This is a genomic window from Caulobacter sp. Root343, assembly GCF_001425745.1.
Taxonomy (GTDB): Bacteria; Pseudomonadota; Alphaproteobacteria; order Caulobacterales; family Caulobacteraceae; genus Caulobacter.
In genome coordinates this window covers 126,324-147,204 of sequence record NZ_LMDF01000006.1, presented here as the reverse complement: position 1 = coordinate 147,204, position 20,881 = coordinate 126,324, and the positions used below count along the sequence as shown (strand labels likewise).

Here is a 20,881-nt window from a genome sequence, read left to right as displayed (position 1 = left end):
TGTCGCGCCTTCCAGCCCGTCTTCGAGGAAGTCCCGGAGTGCCAAAAGCGCTCCTCCCGCAACACGAAAGTCGCGGGAGGCTAGGCCTGACATAGTTCACCAAGCGTTTACCGTGCGACGGTCGGTCGCACTTATTGCAGCGCTTATCCCTGGAAGGGGTCGCGCATGAGGATGGTGTCGTCGCGCTCGGGGCTGGTGGACAGCAGGGCCACCGGGGCGCCGATCAGCTCCTCGACGCGGCGCACGTACTTGATGGCGTTGGCATTGAGGTCCTTGAACGAGCGGGCGCCGGCCGTGCTTTCGGTCCAGCCTTCGATCTCTTCGTAGACCGGCGTGGCGGCGGCCTGGTCGCGCAGGCCGGCCGGCAGGTAATCGACCACCTTGTCGCCGATCTTGTAGCCGACGCAGATCTTCAGGGTCTTCAGCCCGTCCAGCACGTCCAGCTTGGTCAGGGCCACGCCGTGGATGCCGTTGATGGCCACCGACTGGCGCACCAGCACCGAGTCGAACCAGCCGCAGCGGCGGGCCCGGCCGGTGTTGACCCCGACCTCGCGGCCGACGGTCGAGAGGTGCTTGCCCACATCGTCGAACAGCTCGGCCGGGAACGGGCCCTCGCCCACGCGGGTGGTGTAGGCCTTGACGATGCCCAGCACGAAGCCGGTCGCCGACGGGCCCATGCCCGAGCCGGCAGAGGCTTGGCCCGCCACCGTGTTGGACGAAGTCACGAACGGATAGGTGCCGTGGTCGACGTCCAGCAGCGCGCCTTGCGCGCCCTCGAACAGGATCTTGCGGCCGGCCTTGTGGGCCTGGTCCAGCACCCGCCACGCCGGCTGGGCGTAGGGCAGGATGCGCGGCGCCAGGTCCATCAGGGCGTCGAACAGTTCCTGGGCGTTCGCTTCCGGCAGGTTCAAGCCGCGACGCAGGGCGCCGTGGTGGCTGAGCAGACGTTCGATCTTGGGGCCCAGGGCTTCCGGGTCGGCCAGGTCGGCGACGCGGATGGCGCGGCGGCCGACCTTGTCCTCGTAGGCCGGGCCGATGCCGCGGCCGGTGGTGCCGATCTTCTGGGTCGAGGCGGCCTCGCGGGCCTGGTCCAGGTCCTTGTGCAGCGGCAGGATCAGGCAGGCGTTGTCGGCCAGGATCAGCAGGTCCGGGGTGATGGCCACGCCCTGCTCGGCGATCTTGTCGATCTCGCCCAGCAGGTGCCAGGGGTCGACGACGACGCCGTTGCCGATCACCGACAACTTACCTTGAACTACCCCAGACGGCAGCAGGGCCAGCTTGTAGACCTTGCCGTCCACCACCAGCGTATGGCCGGCGTTGTGGCCGCCCTGGAAGCGCACGACGACATCGGCCCGGTTGCTGAGCCAGTCGACGATCTTGCCCTTGCCTTCATCGCCCCACTGGGCGCCGACGACGGTCACATTGGCCATGGTAGAGATATGCCTTGTCACCTGCCCGGTGACGTCACGCGGCCCTTCGACAGGACTCGGCAGCGGACGTTTAGTCAGTTGTGGGCGGCGCCGCGAGAACCGTCAAATCGGCTCATCGCGAAGTCAGAAGGCGTAAACCAGCCGGACCCCCGCGTCGTCAAGCCCCTGGTTCTTCCCTTGGTGGAAGATCTGGCCGTTCGAGAGGTGGGTGTAGCTGAGTTCCACCGATACCTTGTCGCTGACTTGGTAGCCCAGGGCCAGCTCCGGCTCGAACAGCACCTTCGAGCCGAAATCGATGCGGTGGTAGTAGAGATAGGTGCGGCGGTCGCGCTCGGCCTGGGTCAGGCCCGGGGCGTTGGCGGGCGGCAGGCCGGCCTTGCCGTCGGTATAGGCCAGGCCGATCCCAGGCCGGAAATAGAAGCCGCCCGGCTGACCCAGCTCGATCTTCCAGTCGAAACCGGCGGCCACGAAGTTCGAGGTGTTCTTGGTGTTGATCGACACCATGGTGTGGACCTGCGGCTTGCCCAGCCAGCGCAGGCTCTCGATCCGGCTGGTGCGATAGCCGAGATGGATGTCGGCCCCGTCCTCGCGCCCGGCGGCGCCCAGGCCGACCGCGTCGCCGATGAAGGTCACGTCGTGCTTGTAGACCCCGACAAAGGCCTCTCCGGCCAAGGCGGGCGCGGCGAACCCCAGCGCGGCGCCCCCAATCAGGGTCGCGGCCGCGGCGGCGAGCATGGCGGTCTTCATCGAGTCGTCCTGAACAGCATGAGCCCAAGGTCTATATGGCTCGAACAGCGAGGGTCGGAAAGGGTTTCGGACACCGCCCTTTGAACGGTTTCGCCCTGATCGCCGCGGAATGCTTCAAAAGCGCTGCCGCAGCCCCTAGATCTCCCCCATGACCATCGCCCTCGCCGACATCCAAGCCGCCGCCGGACGCCTGAAGGGCCTGGCCGTCGAGACGCCGCTGATCGAGAGCCCGGCGCTGAACGAACGGCTGGGCGGACGGGTCTTCCTCAAGCCCGAGACCCTGCAGCGGGCGGGGGCCTTCAAGTTCCGCGGCGCCTATAACCGCCTCAGCCAACTGAGCGACGAAGAAAAGACCCGCGGCGTCGTGGCCTTCTCGTCCGGCAACCACGCCCAGGGCGTGGCCCTGGCCGCCAAGCTGCTGGGCCTGCCGGCCCTGATCGTCATGCCGTCGGACTCGCCGGCCGTGAAGGTCGAGGGGACCAAGGGTTTCGGAGCCGAGATCCGCTTCTACGACCGCTTCACCGAGGACCGTGTCGCCATCGCCGACCAGATCGCCGCCGAGCGCGGCTGCGTGGTCGTGCCCTCGTACGACGATCCGCACATCATCGCTGGCCAGGGCACGCTGGGGATCGAGATCGTCGAGCAGGCCAAGGCGCTGGGCGTGACCCTTGACCGCGTGCTGTCGCCGGTCGGCGGCGGCGGCCTGATCGCCGGGACCTCGACGGCCGTGAAAGGCCTTTCTCCGTCCACGGAGGTCTGGGGCGCCGAGCCCGCCGGCTTCGACGAGACCCGCCGCTCGCTGGAGAGCGGCCAGCGCGAGACGATCGACCAGGACGCCCGCTCGATCTGCGACGCCCTGCTGACCCCGATCCCCGGCGAGCTGACCTGGCCGATCAATCAGCGGAACCTGTCGGGCGTCGTGGCGGTGACCGACGCCGAGGTGGCCGAGGCGATGCGCTACGCGTTCTCGGTGCTCAAGCTGGTCGTCGAGCCGGGCGGCTGCGTGGCGCTGACGGCGGCTTTGACAGGGAAGATCGACCTGAAGGGCAGGACGGCGGCGATCGTGCTGTCGGGAGGCAATGTGGATCCGGGGTTGTTCGCCCGGGTGCTGGCGGGTGAGATCTAGCGTTCGAAAAATCCTGTCATCCCGGGCGTAGCGAAGCGAAGACCCGGGACCGCAGGAAACGCCGAGCTTCCGGCGGTCCCGGATCGGCGCGCTTCGCGCTTGTCCGGGATGACAGTTTCTCACGAGGGGGATATCCGATGAACCTGCCGCCCGCCGCCGCCCTCCCCCAGACCCCGATCCTCGTCGTCGACCGCGCCGCGCTTGAGCGCAACATCGACCACATGCAGGCCCTGTGCGACGCCGCCGCCGTCCGTCTCCGCGCCCACGGCAAGACCCACAAGTGCTCCACCCTGGGCCGGCTGATCGTCGAGCGCGGCGCGGTCGGGCTGTGCTGCCAGACGGTCGGCGAGGCCGAGGCCTATGTCGCCGGCGGGATCCAGGACGTGCTGGTCACCGCCCCCGCCCCGCCCTGGGGCGCGGCCCGCCTCGCCGCGCTCGCCCGAACCGGCGCCAAGGTCGGCGCGGTCGCCGACGACGAGGGCCAGATCGACCGGCTGTCGGACGCAGCCGTGGCGGCCGGGGTCGTGCTGGACCTGGTGGTCGACCTCGACCTCGGCACCCACCGCACGGGCGTCTATCCGCATGAGGCGCTGAAGCTGGCCCGCGCCGCCGACGCCTCGCCGAGCCTGCGCTTCGCCGGGATCCAAGCCTATCTCGGCCACCTGCAACACCTGAACGATGGCGCGCTGCGCCGGAGCGCCGACGAGGCCGCCTTCGCCACGCTGAAGGCCCTGGTCGCCGAACTGACCGCCGCCGGCCTGGCCCCGCCCGTCGTCACCGGCGGCGGCACCGGCACCCACGCCTTCGACCTGGCCTCGGGGGTGTTCACCGAACTGCAAGCCGGCTCCTACGCGGTGATGGACGTCGAGTACGACGCCTGCGGCGCGCCCGGCGGCGGCGACTGGCCGTTCGAGCCGGCGCTGTTCGTGGCCGCGACCGTCGTCTCGGCCCGCCACAAGAGCCACGTCGTCGTCGACGCCGGTTTCAAGGCGATGTCGATGGACGGCCCGCCGGCCCGGGTGGTCGGCGGCGCCGCGCCGGGCTCGCTCTGGCGGCCGATGGGCGACGAGCACGGCATGATCGCCCACCCCGCCACCTTGGACGTGCTGAAGGCCGCCGGTCGCGATCCGCTTGGCTTCGACAAGGCCGTGGCCGCCGCCGACGCCGATTTTGCTCGAGAAACCCCAGCCGACGCGCCCCGCGTCGGCGACCTCGTCTGGCTGCAGCCGGGCCACTGCGACCCGACCATCAACCTCTACGACGCCCTGCACGTCTGGGACGGCGAGCGGCTGGAGCGGTGGGCGGTGGATGGACGGCGGGTGAGCGGCTGACTTGCCCCCTCCGCGCTGGCGCGCTCCTCCCCCGGAGGGGGAAGAAGGAGCGCGCGCCTTCCGCCCCCTCCGGGGGCGGACGACCCGCGAAGCGGGTCAGGTGGGGGCAAGTAGCGCTGGCGGCCCTCCAAAACCCCCGCTACGTTCCGCGCCAACGACAAGATTTCCCCTTCTAGAGGGCTCTCGATGAAACGCCTGCTGCTCGCCACCGCCCTTCTCGCCGCGCCCATGCTGGCGCAGGCAGCGGATGCGCCCAAGATCGACCCCGCCAAGCTGTCGGCCCACATCAAGGTGCTGTCGTCCGACGAATTCGAGGGTCGCGGCCCCGCCACCGCGGGCGAGAAGAAGGCCGTCGGCTACATCGTCGACCAGATGAAGGCCATCGGCCTGACCCCCGCCGGCGACCTCCAGAAGGACGGCAAGCGCGCCTGGACCCAGAACGTGCCGCTGGGCAAGTTCGAGATCACCGGCCCGGTCAGCGCCGGCGTCACGGTCGGCGGCGACAGGCAGACCTGGACCCAAGGCGAGCAGATCGCCGTTCGCGCCGCCATGACCAATGTCGACGCCGTCTCGATCAAGGACGCGCCGATCGTGTTCGTCGGCTACGGCGTCAAGGCGCCCGAGCGGAACTGGGACGACTTCAAGAGCCTGGACGTGAAGGGCAAGATCCTGGTCGTGCTGATCAACGACCCGGACTTCGAGACGGGCTCCGGTGACTTCGGCGGCAAGGCCATGACCTATTACGGCCGCTGGACCTACAAGTACGAGGAGGCCGCCCGCCTGGGCGCCGCCGGCGTGCTGATCGTCCACGAGACGGCCCCGGCCTCGTACGGCTGGAACACGGTCAAGAACTCCAACACCAACGTGATGTTCGACATCGTCCGCAAGGCGCCGGCCAAGCAGCATCCGTCGCTGGAGGCGTGGATCCAGCGCGACACCGCTGTCGCGCTGTTCAAGAAGGCCGGCCTCGACTTCGACGCCCTGAAGACGCAGGCCCAGAGCCGCGACTTCAAGCCGGTGGCGCTGCCTGGCGCGACCTTCTCGGCCGACTACAAGGTCAAGCACGAGACGATCGTCTCCAAGAACATCGCCGGCCGCATCGTCGGGACCAAGTATCCGAACGAGACCGTCATCTACAGCGGCCACTGGGACCACCTGGGGGTCGGGGCGCCCGACGCGCGCGGCGACAAGATCTACAACGGCGCCGTCGACAACGCCGACGGCATCGCCGGGATTCTTGAGCTGGCCCGCGCCTTCAAGAGCCGCCCCGCGCCGCAGCGCTCGATCCTGTTCCTGGCGGTGACCGCCGAGGAAAAGGGCCTGCTGGGTTCGGAATATTACGGCGCCAACCCGCTGTTCCCGCTGGCGACCACGGTCGGCGACATCAATATCGACGCCTTGTCGGCGGCCGGTCCGGCCAAGGACGTCGGCACCTCGGGCGACGGCAAGGTCGACCTGCAGGACATGCTGGTCGCCAAGGCCAAGCTGCACGGCCGCTACTTCACGCCCGACCCCGCGCCCCAGGCCGGCCACTTCTACCGCTCGGACCACTTCCCGTTCGCCAAGCGCGGCGTGCCGGCCATCTCGATCGGCTCGGGCAACGACCTCTACAAGGGCGGCAAGGAAGCCGGCGAGAAGGCCGAGGCCGACTATACCGACAACCGCTACCACCAGCCGGCCGACGAATGGCGGGCCGACTGGGACCTCAGCGGCCAGGCCATGGACCTAGGCCTGGTCTATGAGATCGGCGCCGACCTGGCCAACTCCCGCGTCTGGCCGAAATGGCAGGCGGGGTCCGAGTTCAAGGCCCTGCGCGACAAGACGTCGGCGCAGCGGAAGTAATCCTTTGAAACTGTCATCCCGGCCAAGCGCGCAGCGCGCCGAGCCGGGACCGCCGCAAGCGCCGGCGCTTCCAGCGGTCCCGGGTCTCCGCTGCGCTCCGCCCGGGATGACACGTTGAGTTTGCGAAACACCCCATGACCGCCTCCGTCTTCGACCTGTTCAAACTCGGCGTCGGCCCGTCGAGCAGCCACACCATGGGGCCGATGACGGCCGCCGGGCTGTTCGTCGGCCGGCTGCGCGAGGCCTGCAAGCTGCCCGCTGTCGCCCGGGTCGAGATCAAGCTCTACGCCTCCCTGGCCCTGACCGGACGCGGCCACGCCACCGACCGGGCGGTGGTCCTGGGCCTGATGGGCTTCGTGCCGGCCGACCTGGATCCAGACGCCGGCGAGGCCGCCCTGCTGGAGGTCCAGGCCACCCAGTCCTTGAACCTGGGCGGCGACCACGCCATCGCCTTCGACGCGGCCACCGACATCGTCTGGCTGGGCCACGAGCGGCTGCCGCAGCACCCGAACGGGCTCACCTTTTCGGCCTTTGACGCCGCTGGCGTCATCCTGGCCGAACGCACCTATTTCTCGATCGGCGGCGGCTTCGTCCGCGACGAGCGCGAGATGGTCAGCAATGCGCCGCCGGAAGAGGGTCCGGCCATCCCGTTCCCGTTCGAGAGCGGCGACGACCTGCTGCAACGCGCCGCCGAGGCGGGCCTGACCATCGCCGAGGTGATGGCCGCCAACGAGCTGGCCCGGATGAGCGAGGGCGAGATGAACGCCGGCCTCGACCGCATCTTCGGGGCCATGGAGGCCTGCATTGATCGCGGCATGCGCCAGGAGGGCGTGCTGCCCGGCGGCCTGACCGTCAAGCGCCGCGCTCGCCAGATCCACCAGACCATCCTGGGCCGGATGGAGCGCCAGATGAGCGACCCGCTGGCGGCCATGGACTTCGTCAACCTGTGGGCCATGGCGGTCAACGAGGAGAACGCCGCCGGCGGCCGCGTCGTCACCGCCCCGACCAATGGCGCCGCGGGCCTGGTGCCGGCCGTGCTGCGGTTCTTCGTGCGCTTCCACAAGGGGACGCCCGAGCAGGTCCGCGTCTTCCTGCTGACCGCCGCGGCGATCGGCGCGCTCTACAAGAGGAACGCCTCGATCAGCGGAGCCGAGGTCGGCTGCCAGGGCGAGGTGGGCGTAGCCTGCTCGATGGCGGCGGCCGGCCTGGCGGCGGCGCTGGGCGGCACAAACGCCCAGATCGAGAACGCCGCCGAGATCGGCATGGAGCACAACCTCGGCCTCACCTGCGACCCGATCGGCGGCCTGGTCCAGATCCCCTGCATCGAGCGCAACGCCATGGGCGCCATCAAGGCCATCGACGCCGCGCGGCTGGCCCTGCTAGGCGACGGCCAGCACTCGGTGTCGCTGGACAAGGTCATCGCCACCATGAAGCGCACCGGCGAGGACATGAACGAGATCTACAAGGAGACTTCGATGGGCGGTCTGGCGGTGGGGCTGTCGGTGAACAGGGTGGAGTGCTGAGGACTTGCCCCCTCCGCGCCTGCGGCGCTCCTCCCCCGGAGGGGGAAGAAGGTGATCTCCTTCCGCCCGCCTTTGGGGGCGGACGACCCGCGCAGCGGGTCAGGTGGGGGGCGCTAGCCTAAGTCCAGCCGGGCGCGCTACGCTCCCCTCCGGAGGACTCGCCCATGCCCGGCTCCATCACCCCGATGATCCACGTGCCTGACGTGCGGGCCGCGTCGGACTGGTATCGCGACCTCGGCTTCGTGCTGACCGGCTTCCACAATCTGGACGGCGCCTGGCGCTGGGCGCGGCTGACGCTGGGCGACGGGGCGGTGATGTTCAACGCCGGCGGCAAGGCCTCGGACGCCCATCGGCGCGAGGTCGACCTCTATCTGACCGTCGACGACGGCCTGGACGCCCTGTTCGAAACCTTGAAGGACCGGGTCGAGGTGTTCGAGCCCCCGCACGACACCGAGTACGGCATGCGCGAGTTCATCATCCGCGACCTGAACCGCTTCTGGATCACCTTCGGCCAGCCGCTCGCGGCCTGATGCGGCCTTGCCGATCGCGCGCCAAATGCTAGGGTGCGCGCCGTGAACAGGAAGGGAACAAACATGGCCAAGGGCGTGATCCGGACGGGTATCGGCGGCTGGACCTTCGAGCCTTGGCGCGGGGCCTTCTATCCCGATGACCTGAAGCAGAAGGACGAGCTGAAATACGCCTCGTCCAAGCTGACCAGCATCGAGATCAACGGCACCTACTATTCGACCTTCAAGCCCAACAGCTGGCAGAAGTGGCGCGACGAGACGCCGGACGACTTCGTGTTCGCGGTCAAGGCCAGCCGCTTCTGCACCAACCGCCGGGTGCTGTCCGAGAACAACGACTCGCTCGAGAAATTCCTGTCCCAGGGCATGGAAGAGCTGGGTCCGAAGCTCGGGCCCATCAACTGGCAGTTCATGGCGACCAAGAAGTTCGATCCGGCTGATTTCGAGGGTTTCCTAAAGTTACTGCCAAAGGAGCTGAAGGGCCTGCCGCTGCGCCACGCGCTGGAAGTCCGCAGCCCGACCTTCGCCTGCCAGGAATTCTACGACCTGGCCGCCAAATACGGCGCGGCCATCGTCTACGCCGTCGACGACGAGGAGCCGACCTGGCCCTGCATCGACCAGCCGACCGCCGACTTCACCTATGCCCGCCTGATGTCCAGCAAGCCGGACGAACCGACCGGCATGACCTCGGACGAGCTGGACGGGGTGGTCAAGCAGGCGCGGAAATGGGCCGAACGCGGCGACGTGTTCGCTTACTTCATCGCCGGAGCCAAGGTGAGGAATCCCTCGGCGGCGATGGCGCTGATCGAGAAGCTGGGGGCTTAGAGAAAGCCCCCTCCTCCCCATTAGGGGGAGGTGGATCGATGCGAATACGCGTCGAGACGGAGGGGGTCCGCGAAGCGGTCGTACGTTGGCCCTCGCCCAGGGCCCCTCCACCGCCATTCGGCGGTCCCCCTCCCCCAGAGGGGGAGGAAGGCTCAGCCCAGCCACAGCCCCTGCGTCTCCACCCCGTCACCCCAGAATCCCGGCTTCGGCGGCGTGATCCGGCCGCGCTCGACCCGCAGGCCGCCGGGATGATCCACGGCCAGCCACCAGGGCCCGTCGAGGTCGGCATAGTCGCAGGCCCCCGCCAGGTGCAGGGCCGGGGCGACGCCCAGGGACGAGGCGACCATGCAACCGGTCATCAGCTGGAAGCCCAGGCTCCGCGCCGCCCGCAGCATCGACACCGCCTCGGTCAGGCCGCCGGTCTTGTCCAGCTTCAGGTTCACCGCCTGGTAGCGGCCGCGCAGGGCCGCCAGGTCGCCGCCGACATGGACGGACTCGTCGGCGCAGACCGTGAACGGCGGATCCCAGCCGTCGAGGCCATGATCGGCGTCGGCCGGCAGCGGCTGTTCGACCAGGGCGATCGGCAGGTCGGCCAACAGCGGCTTCAGGTCCTTGAGGATCGCGAAGGTCCAGCCCTCGTTCGGATCGACGATGAAGCGGGAGTTCGGGGCGGCGGCGGCCACGGCGCGCAGGCGGGCGGCGGGGTCGTCGGCCGACAGCTTGACCTTGATCAGCGGCGCGTCGGCGACCGCGCGGGCGGCTAGGCCCATGGCCTCGGGCGTGTCGAGGCTGACCGTCACGGCGGTGACCAGGGCGGGCGGAACCGGCAGGCCCGCGGCGTCGGCGACGCTGACCCCCGTGCGCTTGGCGCGCAGATCCCAGAGGGCGAGGTCGAGCGCGTTGCGGGCCGCGCCCGGCGGCAGGGCCCCGTACGCGGCGTCCACGTCACCGGAGGCCAGCAACGGCACAAGCTGGGCCAGCACGCTGTCGACCGTCTCGCCGTAGCGGCCGTAGGGCACGCTCTCGCCGCGCCCGACATGGCCGTCGGCGGTGGCGATCACCTCGACCACGTCGGCGGTCGTCTTGACTCCGCGCGAGATGCGGAACGGGGCCTTCAGCGGATGCGAGACCGGGCGGACGGAAACGGCGATCGACATCCGCGAAGGGATGGCGCCGTTCGGACTAGATCACCAGCCCCCCAAGACTACCAACCCCAATGCCGGGGGATCGGCGAATCGGCGCGGCGTTCGGCCATCACCTTCAGGGCCAGCGGACGATCGACGACGAACAGGGCCAGCCAGACCAGCAGCACGCCGGCATAGTGGATCGCGCCGAGCACGCCGCCGGGACGGCCCGGACGCACGAAGCGAGAAGAGCGGCGCGCGGCGGTGAACGGTTGGGGCATGGCGAGATCGGTCATGGCGGGCCCTGTGTGTGAAGGAGGCTCATCTGATGAAGATGACCTTGGCCGTGCCATGCGCCAGATTCGGACGTATAGAACCGGACGAACACCGGCCGCGTTTCGCCGGTACGCTTATCGAGGATCGCCATGGCCAAGACCGTCAGCATCAACATCCCCCACCAGCTGGGCGCGGCCGAAGCCAAGCGCCGGCTGGAAGGCGGCCTGGCGCAGCTGGCCGGCCAGATCCCCGGCGGCGACGCCAGCCGCTTCTCGCAAAGCTGGGCCGGCGACGTGCTGAACTTCTCGGCCGTGGCCATGGGCCAGACGATCACCGGCGTCGTCCAGGTGCTGGACGACCACGCCCGCCTCGACCTCTCGCTGCCCGGCCTGCTGGGCATGGCGGCCGGCAAGATCAAGGACGAGCTGCACCGGCGGGGGCAGTTGCTGCTGAAGTAGCGGCTAGCCAGATCGGGCTTCAAAATAGACCTAAATTCCCTGCCTTCCTGGGCCTTGTGCCCAGGACCCAGCGTTCAGCTTCAGCCGAGTTGGACAGAGTTCACGGTCGTTCCGCTGTTGGAGAGCTGTGAAGGTCCGCGTCCGCCGCTGGCATGGGTCCTGGGCACAAGGCCCAGGAAGGCGACGAATGGAGGCTTCGTCACGCCGCACGTTGACGCCGTGCCCCCCTATTCCGTGACATAGGCCTCGTCGGCCGGCGTCGCCCGCTTCTGGCGCGAGTCGTCCTTGCCCCAGCCGCCGGACCCGCCGATCCGCACCGCCAGCCAGATGATGTTGCGGCGCACGACGTCGACGCCCCGGTTCTTCAAGGCGTCGCGCAGGATCCAGTCGGCTTCGGCGCGGCTGTAGGGCTGGGGGCGCGAATTGCCGGACGGGTGGGTCTTCCAGACCCCCGTGCCGCGGGTGGCGTAGAGGAAGTCGTGAATCACCGCGCCCTTCACCCAGGGACCGTCCGGCGGCAGCACGATCCAGCCCCAGCGGGGGATGGAGGCCAGGTCGGTGACGAAGCCCTTGGGCGCGGTGATCGTGTGGGCCGCGTCGCTGGGCGTGTAGGTCAGCGTGTCGTGCAGCCCCCAGAGGCTACGCCCCTGCTTGATCGACGGCGTGTACTTGTTGTCCAGCAGCACCAGCACGAGCTTGCCGCCGAACCGGTCGACCCAGTCCGGCGGCGGAGTCGTGATCGATCGCGCGTCCGGCATCGCCCGTCTCCTGAGCGCCTCGCTCCGCGCAGTATACGCGCGAAGCGAGCATCTCGGAAGTTTCGCGCCAAAGGTCCGCGTCAGAGGTCGGTGACGCCCAGCTCCAGCGTCGCCAGCCGTTCGGGATCGCCCACGGCGGTGATCTCGACGACCTTGCCGTTCTCGACCTTGATGTCCAGCACCAGGTAGAGCTTGCCGCGCGGGGCCACGACCGCGCCGATCTCGCCATCGACCAGCGCCGTGCGGGCGGTCTGGGCGAGACCGTCGTAGTAGGCCGCCACCTTCTCGCGCCCGCGCAGTTCGCGGGTCTGGCCGCCGCCGGCGAACACGTCGGCGCGGACCACCACGTTCGGATCCAGCACCGCCAGCAGTCCCTGCATGTCGCCGGTCCGCGAGGCGGTCAGGAAGGCGTCGACCACGCTCTTCTTGGCGGTCTGGGCGGCGTCCAGCGGCGCTTCGCCGCCGCGCACTCGGCGACGGGCCCGGCTGGCCAGCTGGCGGGCGGCGTCGGGCGTGCGCTCGACGATCGGGGCGATCTCGTCGAACGGCATGTCGAACAGGTCGTGCAGCACGAAGGCGATGCGCTCGGCGGGGCTCAGGGCCTGCAGTACCACCAGCAGGGCCAGGCCCACCGAGTCGGCCAGGATCGTCTCGCGCTCGATGGCCTCCTCGCCGCTGACCGACGGTTCGGGTCCGCCCTCCAGCAGGGCGTCCTCACGGCGCGACTTCTTGGAGCGCAGCATGTCCAGGCACACGCGCGAGGTCACGGTGGTCAGCCAGGCCGACAGGTTGTCGACGCCGCTGGTGTCGGCGCGGCTAAGCCGCAGCCAGGCCTCCTGCACGGCGTCCTCGGCCTCGGGCAGAGAGCCCAGCATGCGATAGGCCACGCCCCGCAGGCGGCTCCGATCGGCCTCGAACTTGTCGGCCAGATAATTTTTCTCAGGATTTTTTGGCGGCATCGGTCACATCGCTCCGTCGGGCTTCGTCACACCTTCGACGAACGCAAACCGCCGGATGTGACCGGCGACGGGCGTCGAGACGCAACAAACCTACGGAGATTCTCCCATGCAAGCCCGTATGACCCAGCCCGCCTTCGTGCTGCCCGACGCCATGAAGGCCCTGATCGCCCTGAGCAAGGCCGCCCACGTCGAGGGCGTGCCCGAGACCCTGCACGAGCTGCTGCACCTGCGCGTCAGCCAGATCAACGGCTGCGGCGTCTGCCTGGAAATGCACGCCCGCGCCGCGGCCAAGTCGGGCGAGAGCCCCGAGCGCCTGGCCACCGTCGCCGGCTGGCGCGACACCCCCTACTTCACCGAGGCCGAGCGCGCCGCCCTGGCCCTGGCCGAGGCCGTGACCCGCGTCGCCGACAAGTCCGACCCGGTGCCGGACGACGTCTGGAACGAGGCCGCCAAGCACTATGACGACAAGGCCCTGGCCGGCCTGCTGATCAGCATCTCGGCGATCAATGTCTGGAACCGGCTGAACGCGGCGACGCGGCAGGTGGCGGGTAGCCTGGGGGTTTAGGCAGCTTAAACTGTCATCCCGGCCGTAGCGTAGCGGAGAGCCGGGACCGCAACAGGCTCGGAGCTTCCGGCGGTCCCGGCTCGGCGCGCTGCGCGCTTGGCCGGGATGACAGTTTTTACGGCCTACATCCTCCTCGGATCATAATCATGCCGCCCCAGGCTTTCGAAGCGGCCTTCCTCGGCCTTGTTGATGTACTGGGCGGCGACCAGCCACGCCTTGACCGGTCTCAGGGTTCCCAGGCAGCCGAGGATCAGGGCCGGAAATACCGTCGCGAAATGCACCCAGAGCGGCGGGTGAAAAGCGACCTCCACCCAGGCGAAAATGGCGATGATGACGATGCCGACGCCGCTCATCACGAAAAAGGCCGGGCCGTCGGCCGGGTCGGCGAACGAGAAGTCCAGGCCGCAGCGGTCGCACTTCGGCGCCAGCCTCAGGAAGCCCTGGAACAGCTTGCCCTCGCCACAGCGGGGGCAGCGGCACTTCAGGCCGGCCTCGATCGGCGTCGGGGAGTCATAAATCGGTTCATGGTCGGGCATCGAAGCCCCCTTCCTACAATCGCCAAATAGATCCATACATTCTGTCGATAATGTATGGATCTCGTATCGTGACGACAACTAAGGGATCGCCGAATCCCGCCGCCGCCTGGCTGCGCCGTTTCGAGGCTCTGGACGGCCCCGCCTATCGCCGGATCGCCCAGGCTCTTGAGAACGCGGCGGCCGAGGGAGAGCTGCAAGCCGGCGACCAGATCCCGGCCCAGCGCGAGGTCGCGCGGCGGCTCGGCGTCGACCTGACCACCGTCACCCGCGCCTACGCCCTGGCCCGCGAGCGGGGGCTGATCGAAGGAACCACCGGGCGCGGCACCTTCGTCCGTTCACGGACGAACGAGGATGAGGCGGGACTGGTCGACCTGTCGATGAACCTGCCCCCGCCGCCGGCGGGCCTGAACCTGGCGGCCTTGCTGCGCGAGACGACGGGGGCGATCCTGGCCCGCACCGACCCGGCGATCCTGCTGGCCTACCACCCCGGCGCCGGCTCGCTGGCCCAGCGGACGGCGGGCGCGGCCTGGCTGGCGCCGGTGCTGGGCGAGGTCGATCCCGAGCGGGTGATCGTCGCCAGCGGCGCCCAGACGGCGCTGTCGGCCCTGCTCGATCATTTGACACGGCCGGGCGATACGATCCTGGCCGAGGCCTTCGCCTATCCGGGCCTGCTGGCCACCGCCGCCCGGCGTGGACTGAGGGTCGTGGCCTGCCCGCTGGACGACCAGGGGCTGGAGTTGGAAGCCCTGGCGCAACGGGTCGCCGAGCACCGGCCGCGCCTGATCTGCTGCACCCCGACCTTCCAGAACCCGACGGCCGCGACCATGGACCTGGCGCGGCGCCGGGCGGTCGTCGACATCGCCCGCGCGGCCGGTGTGACGATTGTCGAGGACGACGCCTATGGCCTGCTGCCGGCCGCGCCCCTGCCCGCCCTGGCCAGCCTGTGGCCGGAGGGCGTGTTCCACGTCGCCACCACCGCCAAGGCGCTCTCGCCGGGCCTGCGCCTGGCCTATGTCGTCGCGCCGCCCGGACAGGCCGAGGGGCTGGCGGCGACCCTGCACGCCATCGCCCAGATGCCCGCGCCCTTGATGGCGGCCGTGGTCACCAGTTGGATCCGCGAGGGCCTGGCGGGGCGGGTGCTGGCGGGGGTGCGGGAGGAAGCCGTCGCGCGCCGCGCGCTGGCCGCCGAATGGTTGCCCACCGCGGTCGGCGGGGCCGAGACCCTGCACGTCTGGCTGCCGGACGCGGTGGCCGGCGCGGCGGCGCGGGAGCGAGGTTTGGCCCTGGTCGCGGCCGAGGCGTTCCGGGCGCCGGGGACTGTTGGCGAAGGCCTGCGGATCTCGCTGGGCGCGGCGGGGAAGCGGGGGACGCTGGTCAGGGGGCTGCGGGCGTTGGGGGAGCTACAAGCGTCCTGATCCAACGCCGACTTCCCCGGCGAAAGCCGGGGCCCAGCTGGAAGAGTGCTGAAGTGGGCTCCACGAGCTCGGCGCCCTTCCCGTCAGCCCAAACGCCATGGGATCTGGATCCCGGCTTTCGCCGGGAAGGTCGGATGGAAAGGGATGGCCAAGCGCCCCTAGTACTCGACGTCGTCCTCGCCCTCTTCGCCCTCACCTTCGCCGCCCATGGCGTTCTCGAGGCTGTCGATGATGTCGTCCATCTGGTCGGCGGTGATCGAGACATACAGCGACTCGCCGCCGATGGCCGAGACCAGCAGGCGGTAGCCGTCGTCGGTCTCCTGCAGGCTGAACGATTGGAGCGGCAGGAGCTTGGCCATGGGGGATCCTTCCCGAAGAAACGAGGGCGTCATCTAGAGGCGCCCTCCCCCGACTTCAATGGGCGCTCTACTTCAACGCCCCTCTGCGCAGCATGGCCACGTGGGTGGCGATCAGCGGCTCGCGATCGATCCAGGGGAACTCCGGCCGGGCGATCAGCAGCGAGACCAGGCCGTGCAGGCCGGCCCACAGCGACTGGGTGGCTGCCATCACGTCGTCGCCGGCCATCAGGCCGCGCGCGTGCAGCTCGCCGACCATCTCGACAAACACCGCGAACACCTCCTTGCCGGCGATCATCGGCCGGCCGCCAGTCTTCTCCAGGAAGCTGCCGTCGACGCTCTTCTCCAGCATGAAGGCCACGCGATAGGCGTCCGGATGGTCCAGGCCGAAGTCGATATAGACCCGCAGGCAGCGCTCGAAATTCTCCGGCGTCGGGGTGTAGCCGACCCGCGCGGCGGCCATCCGTTCGGCCAGGATCGCGAAGGCCCGCACGCACAGCTCGGCGGCGATGTCGTCCTTGGTGGCGAAATAGGCGTAGAGGGCCGGCTGCGAGATGCCGGCGATCTCGGCGATCTGGCGGGTCGAGACCGCATGGACGCCCTTCTGGGCGAACAGGCCCTGGGCCGCGTCGAGGATCTCCTCGCGGCGCTCGGCGCCCTGGCCCTTGGGTTTACGCGGGGAACGGCTTTTCGGGACTCGGAGGGCGGGAGACTTCATCGAACGTCCTTGAGCATCACCGTCGGAGCTTGACAAGCCAGCGTCGCCAATCACTGATAACTTATCACTGATCGATTTGGAACAGCCTATGTGGCGGACGCCGACCCTCCCCTCAGTGGTGCTGCTGGTCGCGGCGGCGCTCAGCGCCTGTAACGCCAAGCCCAAGGCGGACGATCCGGTCGCCCCGACGCCGGTCGAGGCCGCCCGCGTCGCCGCGCCCGACGCGGCCGGTTCGGTCGGCGGGGCGGGGACGCTGGAGCGCCGGCGCGAGATGGCGCTGTCGTTCCGTATCCCCGGTGTCCTGACCGCCATGCGGGTCGAGGCCGGCGACAGCATTCGGGCCGGCCAGGCCATCGCCGCCATCGATCCGGCCGGCGTCGACGCGCGCCAGCAACAGACCGCCGCCGACCTGGAGCGCGCGCGCCGCGACGTCGAGCGCGACAGGACCCTGTTCGACAAGGGCTATGTCAGCCGCCAGCGCCTCGACGACCGGGCGAGCGCGCTGAAGGCCGCCCAGGCCGCCTATGACTCGGCTCGCTTCGACCGTCGCTGGGCCAGCCTGGTCTCGCCGGTGTCGGGCGTGGTGCTGGAACGCCGCGCCCAGGCGGGCGAGGTGGTGGCCGCGGGCCAGGTGGTGGCGCGGGTCGCCGACCTCGGGAGCCCGCTGGTCCTGCGCCTGCCGCTCGCGGCCCGCGACGCCGCTCGCGTTCGCGTGGGCGACACGGCCCAGGTCAGGGTCGAGGACTTCGGCGATCAGGCCCTCCCTGGCCGCGTCACTCGCGTCGGCGAGGCGGCCGACACCCGCACCGGCGCGATCGCGGTCGAGATCGAGCTGTCCGCGCCGCCGCCCGCCCTGCGCAGCGGCCAGATCGCCCATGCCAGCCTGGCGGTCCGCGCCGCGCCCGGCGCGGCCACGGCCTACACGCGCATCCCCGCCGAGGCGGTGCTGGAGGCCAATGGCCAGCGCGCCTTCGTCTTCCGGTTCGAGCGCGGCAAGGCCCGGCGCACGCCGGTGATCTTCGGCGGCTTCGACGGCGACGACGCCCTGGTCGCCGGCTTGGCCGACGGGACCCAGGTGATCACCGCCGGCGCCGGCTTCGTCGCCGACGGCGAGGCCGTGCGGGTCATCGATCCCACCCGTCTGGATCGCTAGGCCGTGACGTTCGACCTCGCGACCTTCGCCGTTCGCCGCTGGCAGTTCACCCTCGTGGCCTTCGGGCTGCTGGTGATGCTGGGGATCAACGCGCTGAACACCGTGCCGCGGTCCGAGGACCCGCACTTCCCGACGCCGATCGTGATCATCCGCGCCGTCCTGCCGGGCGCCGAACCGTCGGAGATCGAGCAACTGGTCGTCGATCCGATCGAGGACGCGGTCGACGGCCTCGACAACATCGACAAGGTCGAGTCGACCAGCTCGGACGGCGCGGCCACGATCCGTGTCCACTTCACCTGGGACGTCGACGCCGAGCGCAAGTACGACCAGGTGGTCCGCGAGGTGAACGCCATCCGCGGCAACCTGCCGGCCGGGCTCACCTTGCTCGACATCCAACGGGTGCGGACCTCGGAAGTCGCCATCGTCCAGGTCGCCCTGACCTCCGACATCTTGCCGATGCGCCGGCTGGAAAAGACCGCCGACCGGTTGCGCGAGCGGCTGGACCGCGTGCCCGGCGTGCGCGAGGCCAAGTACTGGGGCGCGCCGCCGTCGCAGGTTCAGGTCACCCTCGATCTGGCCCGCCTGTCGGCCCTGAAACTGCCCGCCACCGCCGTCGCCGACGCGCTGAAGTCGGCCGGCGCCGAAGCGCCGATCGGCGCGGTCCAAGCCGGAGAGCGGCGCTTCAACGTCAAGTCCGGCGGGGCCTTCCACGACCTGGCGACCGTGGCCGACACGCCGGTGCGCGCGGTCGGCGGCCAGGTCACCCGCGTGCGCGACGTCGCCACGGTGGCCTGGGCCCAGGCCGAGCCCCCGCACCTGACCCGCTTCAACGGCCAGCGGGCGGTGTTCGTCACCGTGACCCAGAAGGACGGCCAGGACGTGGCCAGGATCACCAAGGCCGCGCAGGCGGTGCTGGACGACTACGAGAGGACCCTGCCGGCCGGCGTGAAGCTGCAGCGCGGCTTCGTCCAGGCCGAGAACGTCAAGCACCGGCTGAACAATCTGTTCCGCGACTTCGGCATCGCTCTGGCGCTGGTGCTGATCACCTTGCTGCCGCTGGGCCCTCGCGCGGGCCTGGTGGTTATGGTCTCGATCCCGCTCAGCCTGCTGATCGGCCTGACCCTGCTGCAGGCGTTCGGCTTCACCCTGAACCAGCTGTCGATCGCCGGCTTCGTGCTGGCCCTGGGCCTGCTGGTCGACGACAGCATCGTCATCACCGAGAACATCGCCCGCCGGGTGCGCGAAGGTGAGGACCGGGTCGAGGCGGCCATCAACGGCACGCGCCAGATCAGCCTGGCGGTGCTGGGCTGCACCGCGACCCTGATGCTGGCCTTCCTGCCGCTGATGGCCCTGCCGGCCGGCTCGGGGGCCTATATCAAGTCGCTGCCGGTGACGGTGCTGTGCACCATCGCCGCCTCGCTGCTGGTCTCGATGACCATCATCCCGTTCCTGGCCAGCCGGGTGCTGGACAAGCATTCCGACCCCGAGGGCAACATCCTGCTGCGGGCGGTCAATGACGGCATCCACCGCTTCTACCGACCCGTCCTGCACCGGGCCCTGGCGCGGCCGTGGCTCACCCTGGCGATCCTGCTGGCCCTGTGCCTGACCACCCTGCCGCTGGTGAAGCTGATCGGCTCCAGCCTGTTCCCGGCCGCCGAGACGCCGCAGTTCCTGATCCGCGTCGAGACCCCGGACGGCTCGTCCCTGGCCCGCACCGACCGGGTGCTGCGCTATGTCGAGCGCCGACTGAAGGCCGAACCCGACGTCGCCTGGCAGGCCGCCAATCTGGGGCGCGGCAATCCGCAGATCTTCTACAACCGCACCCAGCGCGAGAGTTCGACGACCTTCGCCGAGGTGTTCGTCAGCCTGAAACGCTGGGAGCCGGGCAAGAGCGAGGTGGTGCTGGACCGGCTGCGCAAGGACTTCGCCAGTTTTCCGGGCGCGCGGATCAGCGTGCTGATCTTCGAGAACGGCCCGCCGATCGACGCGCCGATCGCCGTGCGCCTGACGGGCCAGAACCTCGACGTGCTGAAGGCGCTCTCGGCGCGGACCGAGGCGATCCTGAAGGCCACGCCGGGGACGCGCGACGTCACCAATCCCGTGCGTCTGGACCGCACCGACCTGGACCTCGGCGTCGACGAGGCCAAGGCGGCCGCCCTGGGCGTCCCGGCCGGCGCGCCGCGCCGCATCGCCCGCCTGGCCTTGTCCGGTGAAGAAACCGCCCGCTTCCGCGACCCGGACGGCGACGACTACGCGGTCAAGGTGCGGCTGCCGACCGAGCAGGTCGATGGGGCGCCGCGCAATCCGCTGTCGGCCCTGAAGGGCGTCTATGTCCCGACCGCCGACGGCCTGGCCGCGCCGCTGGACGCCATCGCCACGCCGAGGCTGAAGTCCAGTCCCTCGCGCATCGACCGCTTCGACCGCGAGCGGACGGTGACCATCAGTTCCTATGTCCGCACCGGCTTCCTGGCGTCGGGCGTGACCCGGGAGGTGGTGGCGCGGCTGGCCCGGGATCTGCCCCTGCCCCCTGGCTATCGCCTGTCGCTGGGCGGCGAGGCCGAGGCGGCGTCGGAGAGCTTCGCAGGCCTGGGCGCGGCGGTGCTGGTGGCGGTGTTCGGCATCCTGGCGGTGCTGGTTCTTGAGTTCCAGAAGTTCAAGACGGCCCTGGTGGTGGCCGGCATCATCCCGTTCGGGGTGTTCGGCGCGGTGCTGGCCCTGGCCCTGACCGGCAACTCGCTGTCGTTCACCGCGACGATCGGCGTGGTCGCCCTGATCGGCATCGAGATCAAGAACTCGATCCTGCTGGTCGACTTCACCGAGCAACTGCGCCGCGAAGGCATGAACCTGCACGACGCCATCGAGAAGGCCGGCGAAGTCCGCTTCCTTCCGGTGCTGCTGACGAGCGTGACCGCGATCGGCGGGCTGCTGCCCCTGGCGATCGAGCACTCGGGCCTCTACTCGCCCCTGGCCATCGCCATCATCGGCGGCCTGGTGACCAGCACCCTGTTGAGCCGGGTGGCGACGCCGGTGATGTACTGGCTGACGGCGCGCGGGAAGACGGAGGCGGGGTGAGCCCCTTCCAAGCCTTCTTCACCTGCCTCCCTAGGCCTTGTGCCTAGGGCCCAGGGTTCCGCTTGCGCGGCGCCGGACCCGTGCGCGACCACGCCCGCGAGGAGCGCTGACTATCTCCGAGCCTAGCCGCGCCATGGGTCCTC

General features: G+C 69.8%; 19 protein-coding genes and 1 pseudogene. 11 read left to right on the top strand and 9 right to left on the bottom strand.

Annotated elements, in window-relative coordinates; translation table 11 throughout:
* Positions 1 to 143: 143 nt before the first annotated feature.
* Both ASC70_RS08400 and ASC70_RS08395 read right to left on the bottom strand, forming a co-directional pair.
* Entirely contained in the window at positions 144 to 1,430 is a 1,287-nt protein-coding gene (locus tag ASC70_RS08400) for an adenylosuccinate synthase (protein WP_056048842.1), read from the bottom strand.
* A 123-nt stretch (positions 1,431 to 1,553) separates the two neighbouring features.
* Positions 1,554 to 2,177, bottom strand: a complete 624-nt coding sequence (locus ASC70_RS08395; protein WP_056048839.1) for an acyloxyacyl hydrolase — start codon at positions 2,175 to 2,177, stop codon at positions 1,554 to 1,556.
* A gap of 148 nt (positions 2,178 to 2,325) precedes the next feature.
* On the opposite strand from ASC70_RS08395, the gene ASC70_RS08390 reads away from it, so the two are divergent.
* The 6 genes and pseudogenes from ASC70_RS08390 (at position 2,326) to ASC70_RS08365 (ending at position 9,348) form a co-directional block, all read left to right on the top strand.
* Positions 2,326 to 3,303 carry a threonine/serine dehydratase gene (locus ASC70_RS08390; RefSeq protein WP_056048836.1) on the top strand — a complete coding sequence of 326 codons (978 nt, stop codon included), beginning with the start codon at positions 2,326 to 2,328 and terminating at the stop codon, positions 3,301 to 3,303.
* 137 nt (positions 3,304 to 3,440) lie between these two features.
* Positions 3,441 to 4,634: an alanine racemase gene (locus ASC70_RS08385; RefSeq protein WP_056048834.1), complete on the top strand. Its 1,194-nt coding sequence runs from the start codon at positions 3,441 to 3,443 to the stop codon at positions 4,632 to 4,634.
* Positions 4,635 to 4,820: 186 nt separating this feature from the next.
* Complete coding sequence (locus ASC70_RS08380) at positions 4,821 to 6,476, top strand: M28 family metallopeptidase (RefSeq protein WP_056048832.1); 1,656 nt, start codon at positions 4,821 to 4,823, stop codon at positions 6,474 to 6,476.
* A 134-nt stretch (positions 6,477 to 6,610) separates the two neighbouring features.
* Positions 6,611 to 7,999: an L-serine ammonia-lyase gene (locus tag ASC70_RS08375; RefSeq protein WP_056048827.1), complete on the top strand. Its 1,389-nt coding sequence runs from the start codon at positions 6,611 to 6,613 to the stop codon at positions 7,997 to 7,999.
* A gap of 164 nt (positions 8,000 to 8,163) precedes the next feature.
* Positions 8,164 to 8,529, top strand: coding sequence for a glyoxalase/bleomycin resistance/extradiol dioxygenase family protein (locus ASC70_RS08370; protein WP_056048824.1), 366 nt, complete (start codon positions 8,164 to 8,166; stop codon positions 8,527 to 8,529).
* A 25-nt stretch (positions 8,530 to 8,554) separates the two neighbouring features.
* Positions 8,555 to 9,348, top strand: a pseudogene (locus ASC70_RS08365) (DUF72 domain-containing protein).
* A gap of 152 nt (positions 9,349 to 9,500) precedes the next feature.
* Here the strand turns inward: ASC70_RS08365 and ASC70_RS08360 are convergent.
* Together ASC70_RS08360 and didA are read right to left on the bottom strand one after the other, a co-directional pair.
* On the bottom strand, positions 9,501 to 10,505 hold the full coding sequence (locus ASC70_RS08360) for a dipeptide epimerase (protein WP_056048817.1): 1,005 nt from the start codon (positions 10,503 to 10,505) through the stop codon (positions 9,501 to 9,503).
* Between the two features lie 47 nt (positions 10,506 to 10,552).
* Positions 10,553 to 10,768: a DNA damage-induced SOS-independent cell division inhibitor A gene (didA, locus tag ASC70_RS08355; protein ID WP_056048812.1), complete on the bottom strand. Its 216-nt coding sequence runs from the start codon at positions 10,766 to 10,768 to the stop codon at positions 10,553 to 10,555.
* 129 nt (positions 10,769 to 10,897) lie between these two features.
* On the opposite strand from didA, the gene ASC70_RS08350 reads away from it, so the two are divergent.
* Positions 10,898 to 11,206, top strand: coding sequence for a polyhydroxyalkanoic acid system family protein (locus tag ASC70_RS08350; RefSeq protein ID WP_047410134.1), 309 nt, complete (start codon positions 10,898 to 10,900; stop codon positions 11,204 to 11,206).
* 227 nt (positions 11,207 to 11,433) lie between these two features.
* Here ASC70_RS08350 and ASC70_RS08345 read toward each other — a convergent pair whose 3' ends face one another.
* Both ASC70_RS08345 and ASC70_RS08340 read right to left on the bottom strand, forming a co-directional pair.
* The gene (locus ASC70_RS08345; RefSeq protein ID WP_056048809.1) at positions 11,434 to 11,964 is read right to left on the bottom strand and encodes a DUF1353 domain-containing protein; all 531 of its coding nucleotides are present in this window, start codon (positions 11,962 to 11,964) and stop codon (positions 11,434 to 11,436) included.
* A gap of 80 nt (positions 11,965 to 12,044) precedes the next feature.
* On the bottom strand, positions 12,045 to 12,923 hold the full coding sequence (locus ASC70_RS08340; RefSeq protein ID WP_056048807.1) for a sigma-70 family RNA polymerase sigma factor: 879 nt from the start codon (positions 12,921 to 12,923) through the stop codon (positions 12,045 to 12,047).
* A 106-nt stretch (positions 12,924 to 13,029) separates the two neighbouring features.
* Between ASC70_RS08340 and ASC70_RS08335 the strand changes: the two genes are divergently transcribed.
* Complete coding sequence (locus ASC70_RS08335) at positions 13,030 to 13,488, top strand: carboxymuconolactone decarboxylase family protein (protein WP_047410131.1); 459 nt, start codon at positions 13,030 to 13,032, stop codon at positions 13,486 to 13,488.
* Positions 13,489 to 13,610: 122 nt separating this feature from the next.
* On the opposite strand, the gene ASC70_RS08330 is transcribed toward ASC70_RS08335, so the two are convergent.
* Positions 13,611 to 14,024, bottom strand: a complete 414-nt coding sequence (locus ASC70_RS08330; protein WP_056048804.1) for a DUF983 domain-containing protein — start codon at positions 14,022 to 14,024, stop codon at positions 13,611 to 13,613.
* A gap of 50 nt (positions 14,025 to 14,074) precedes the next feature.
* Between ASC70_RS08330 and ASC70_RS08325 the strand changes: the two genes are divergently transcribed.
* A complete protein-coding gene (locus ASC70_RS08325) occupies positions 14,075 to 15,439 on the top strand; it encodes a PLP-dependent aminotransferase family protein (protein WP_056048801.1) in 1,365 nt (454 codons plus the stop codon).
* Between the two features lie 158 nt (positions 15,440 to 15,597).
* On the opposite strand, the gene ASC70_RS08320 is transcribed toward ASC70_RS08325, so the two are convergent.
* Positions 15,598 to 15,798: a hypothetical protein gene (locus ASC70_RS08320; protein ID WP_156396161.1), complete on the bottom strand. Its 201-nt coding sequence runs from the start codon at positions 15,796 to 15,798 to the stop codon at positions 15,598 to 15,600.
* Between the two features lie 67 nt (positions 15,799 to 15,865).
* Positions 15,866 to 16,513, bottom strand: coding sequence for a TetR/AcrR family transcriptional regulator (locus ASC70_RS08315; protein ID WP_056048793.1), 648 nt, complete (start codon positions 16,511 to 16,513; stop codon positions 15,866 to 15,868).
* Positions 16,514 to 16,589: 76 nt separating this feature from the next.
* Between ASC70_RS08315 and ASC70_RS08310 the strand changes: the two genes are divergently transcribed.
* Positions 16,590 to 17,666 (top strand): efflux RND transporter periplasmic adaptor subunit, encoded by a 1,077-nt coding sequence (locus tag ASC70_RS08310; protein WP_162247194.1) that lies wholly within the window; start codon positions 16,590 to 16,592, stop codon positions 17,664 to 17,666.
* A 3-nt stretch (positions 17,667 to 17,669) separates the two neighbouring features.
* Positions 17,670 to 20,738 (top strand): efflux RND transporter permease subunit, encoded by a 3,069-nt coding sequence (locus tag ASC70_RS08305; protein ID WP_056048787.1) that lies wholly within the window; start codon positions 17,670 to 17,672, stop codon positions 20,736 to 20,738.
* Positions 20,739 to 20,881 lie beyond the last annotated feature (143 nt).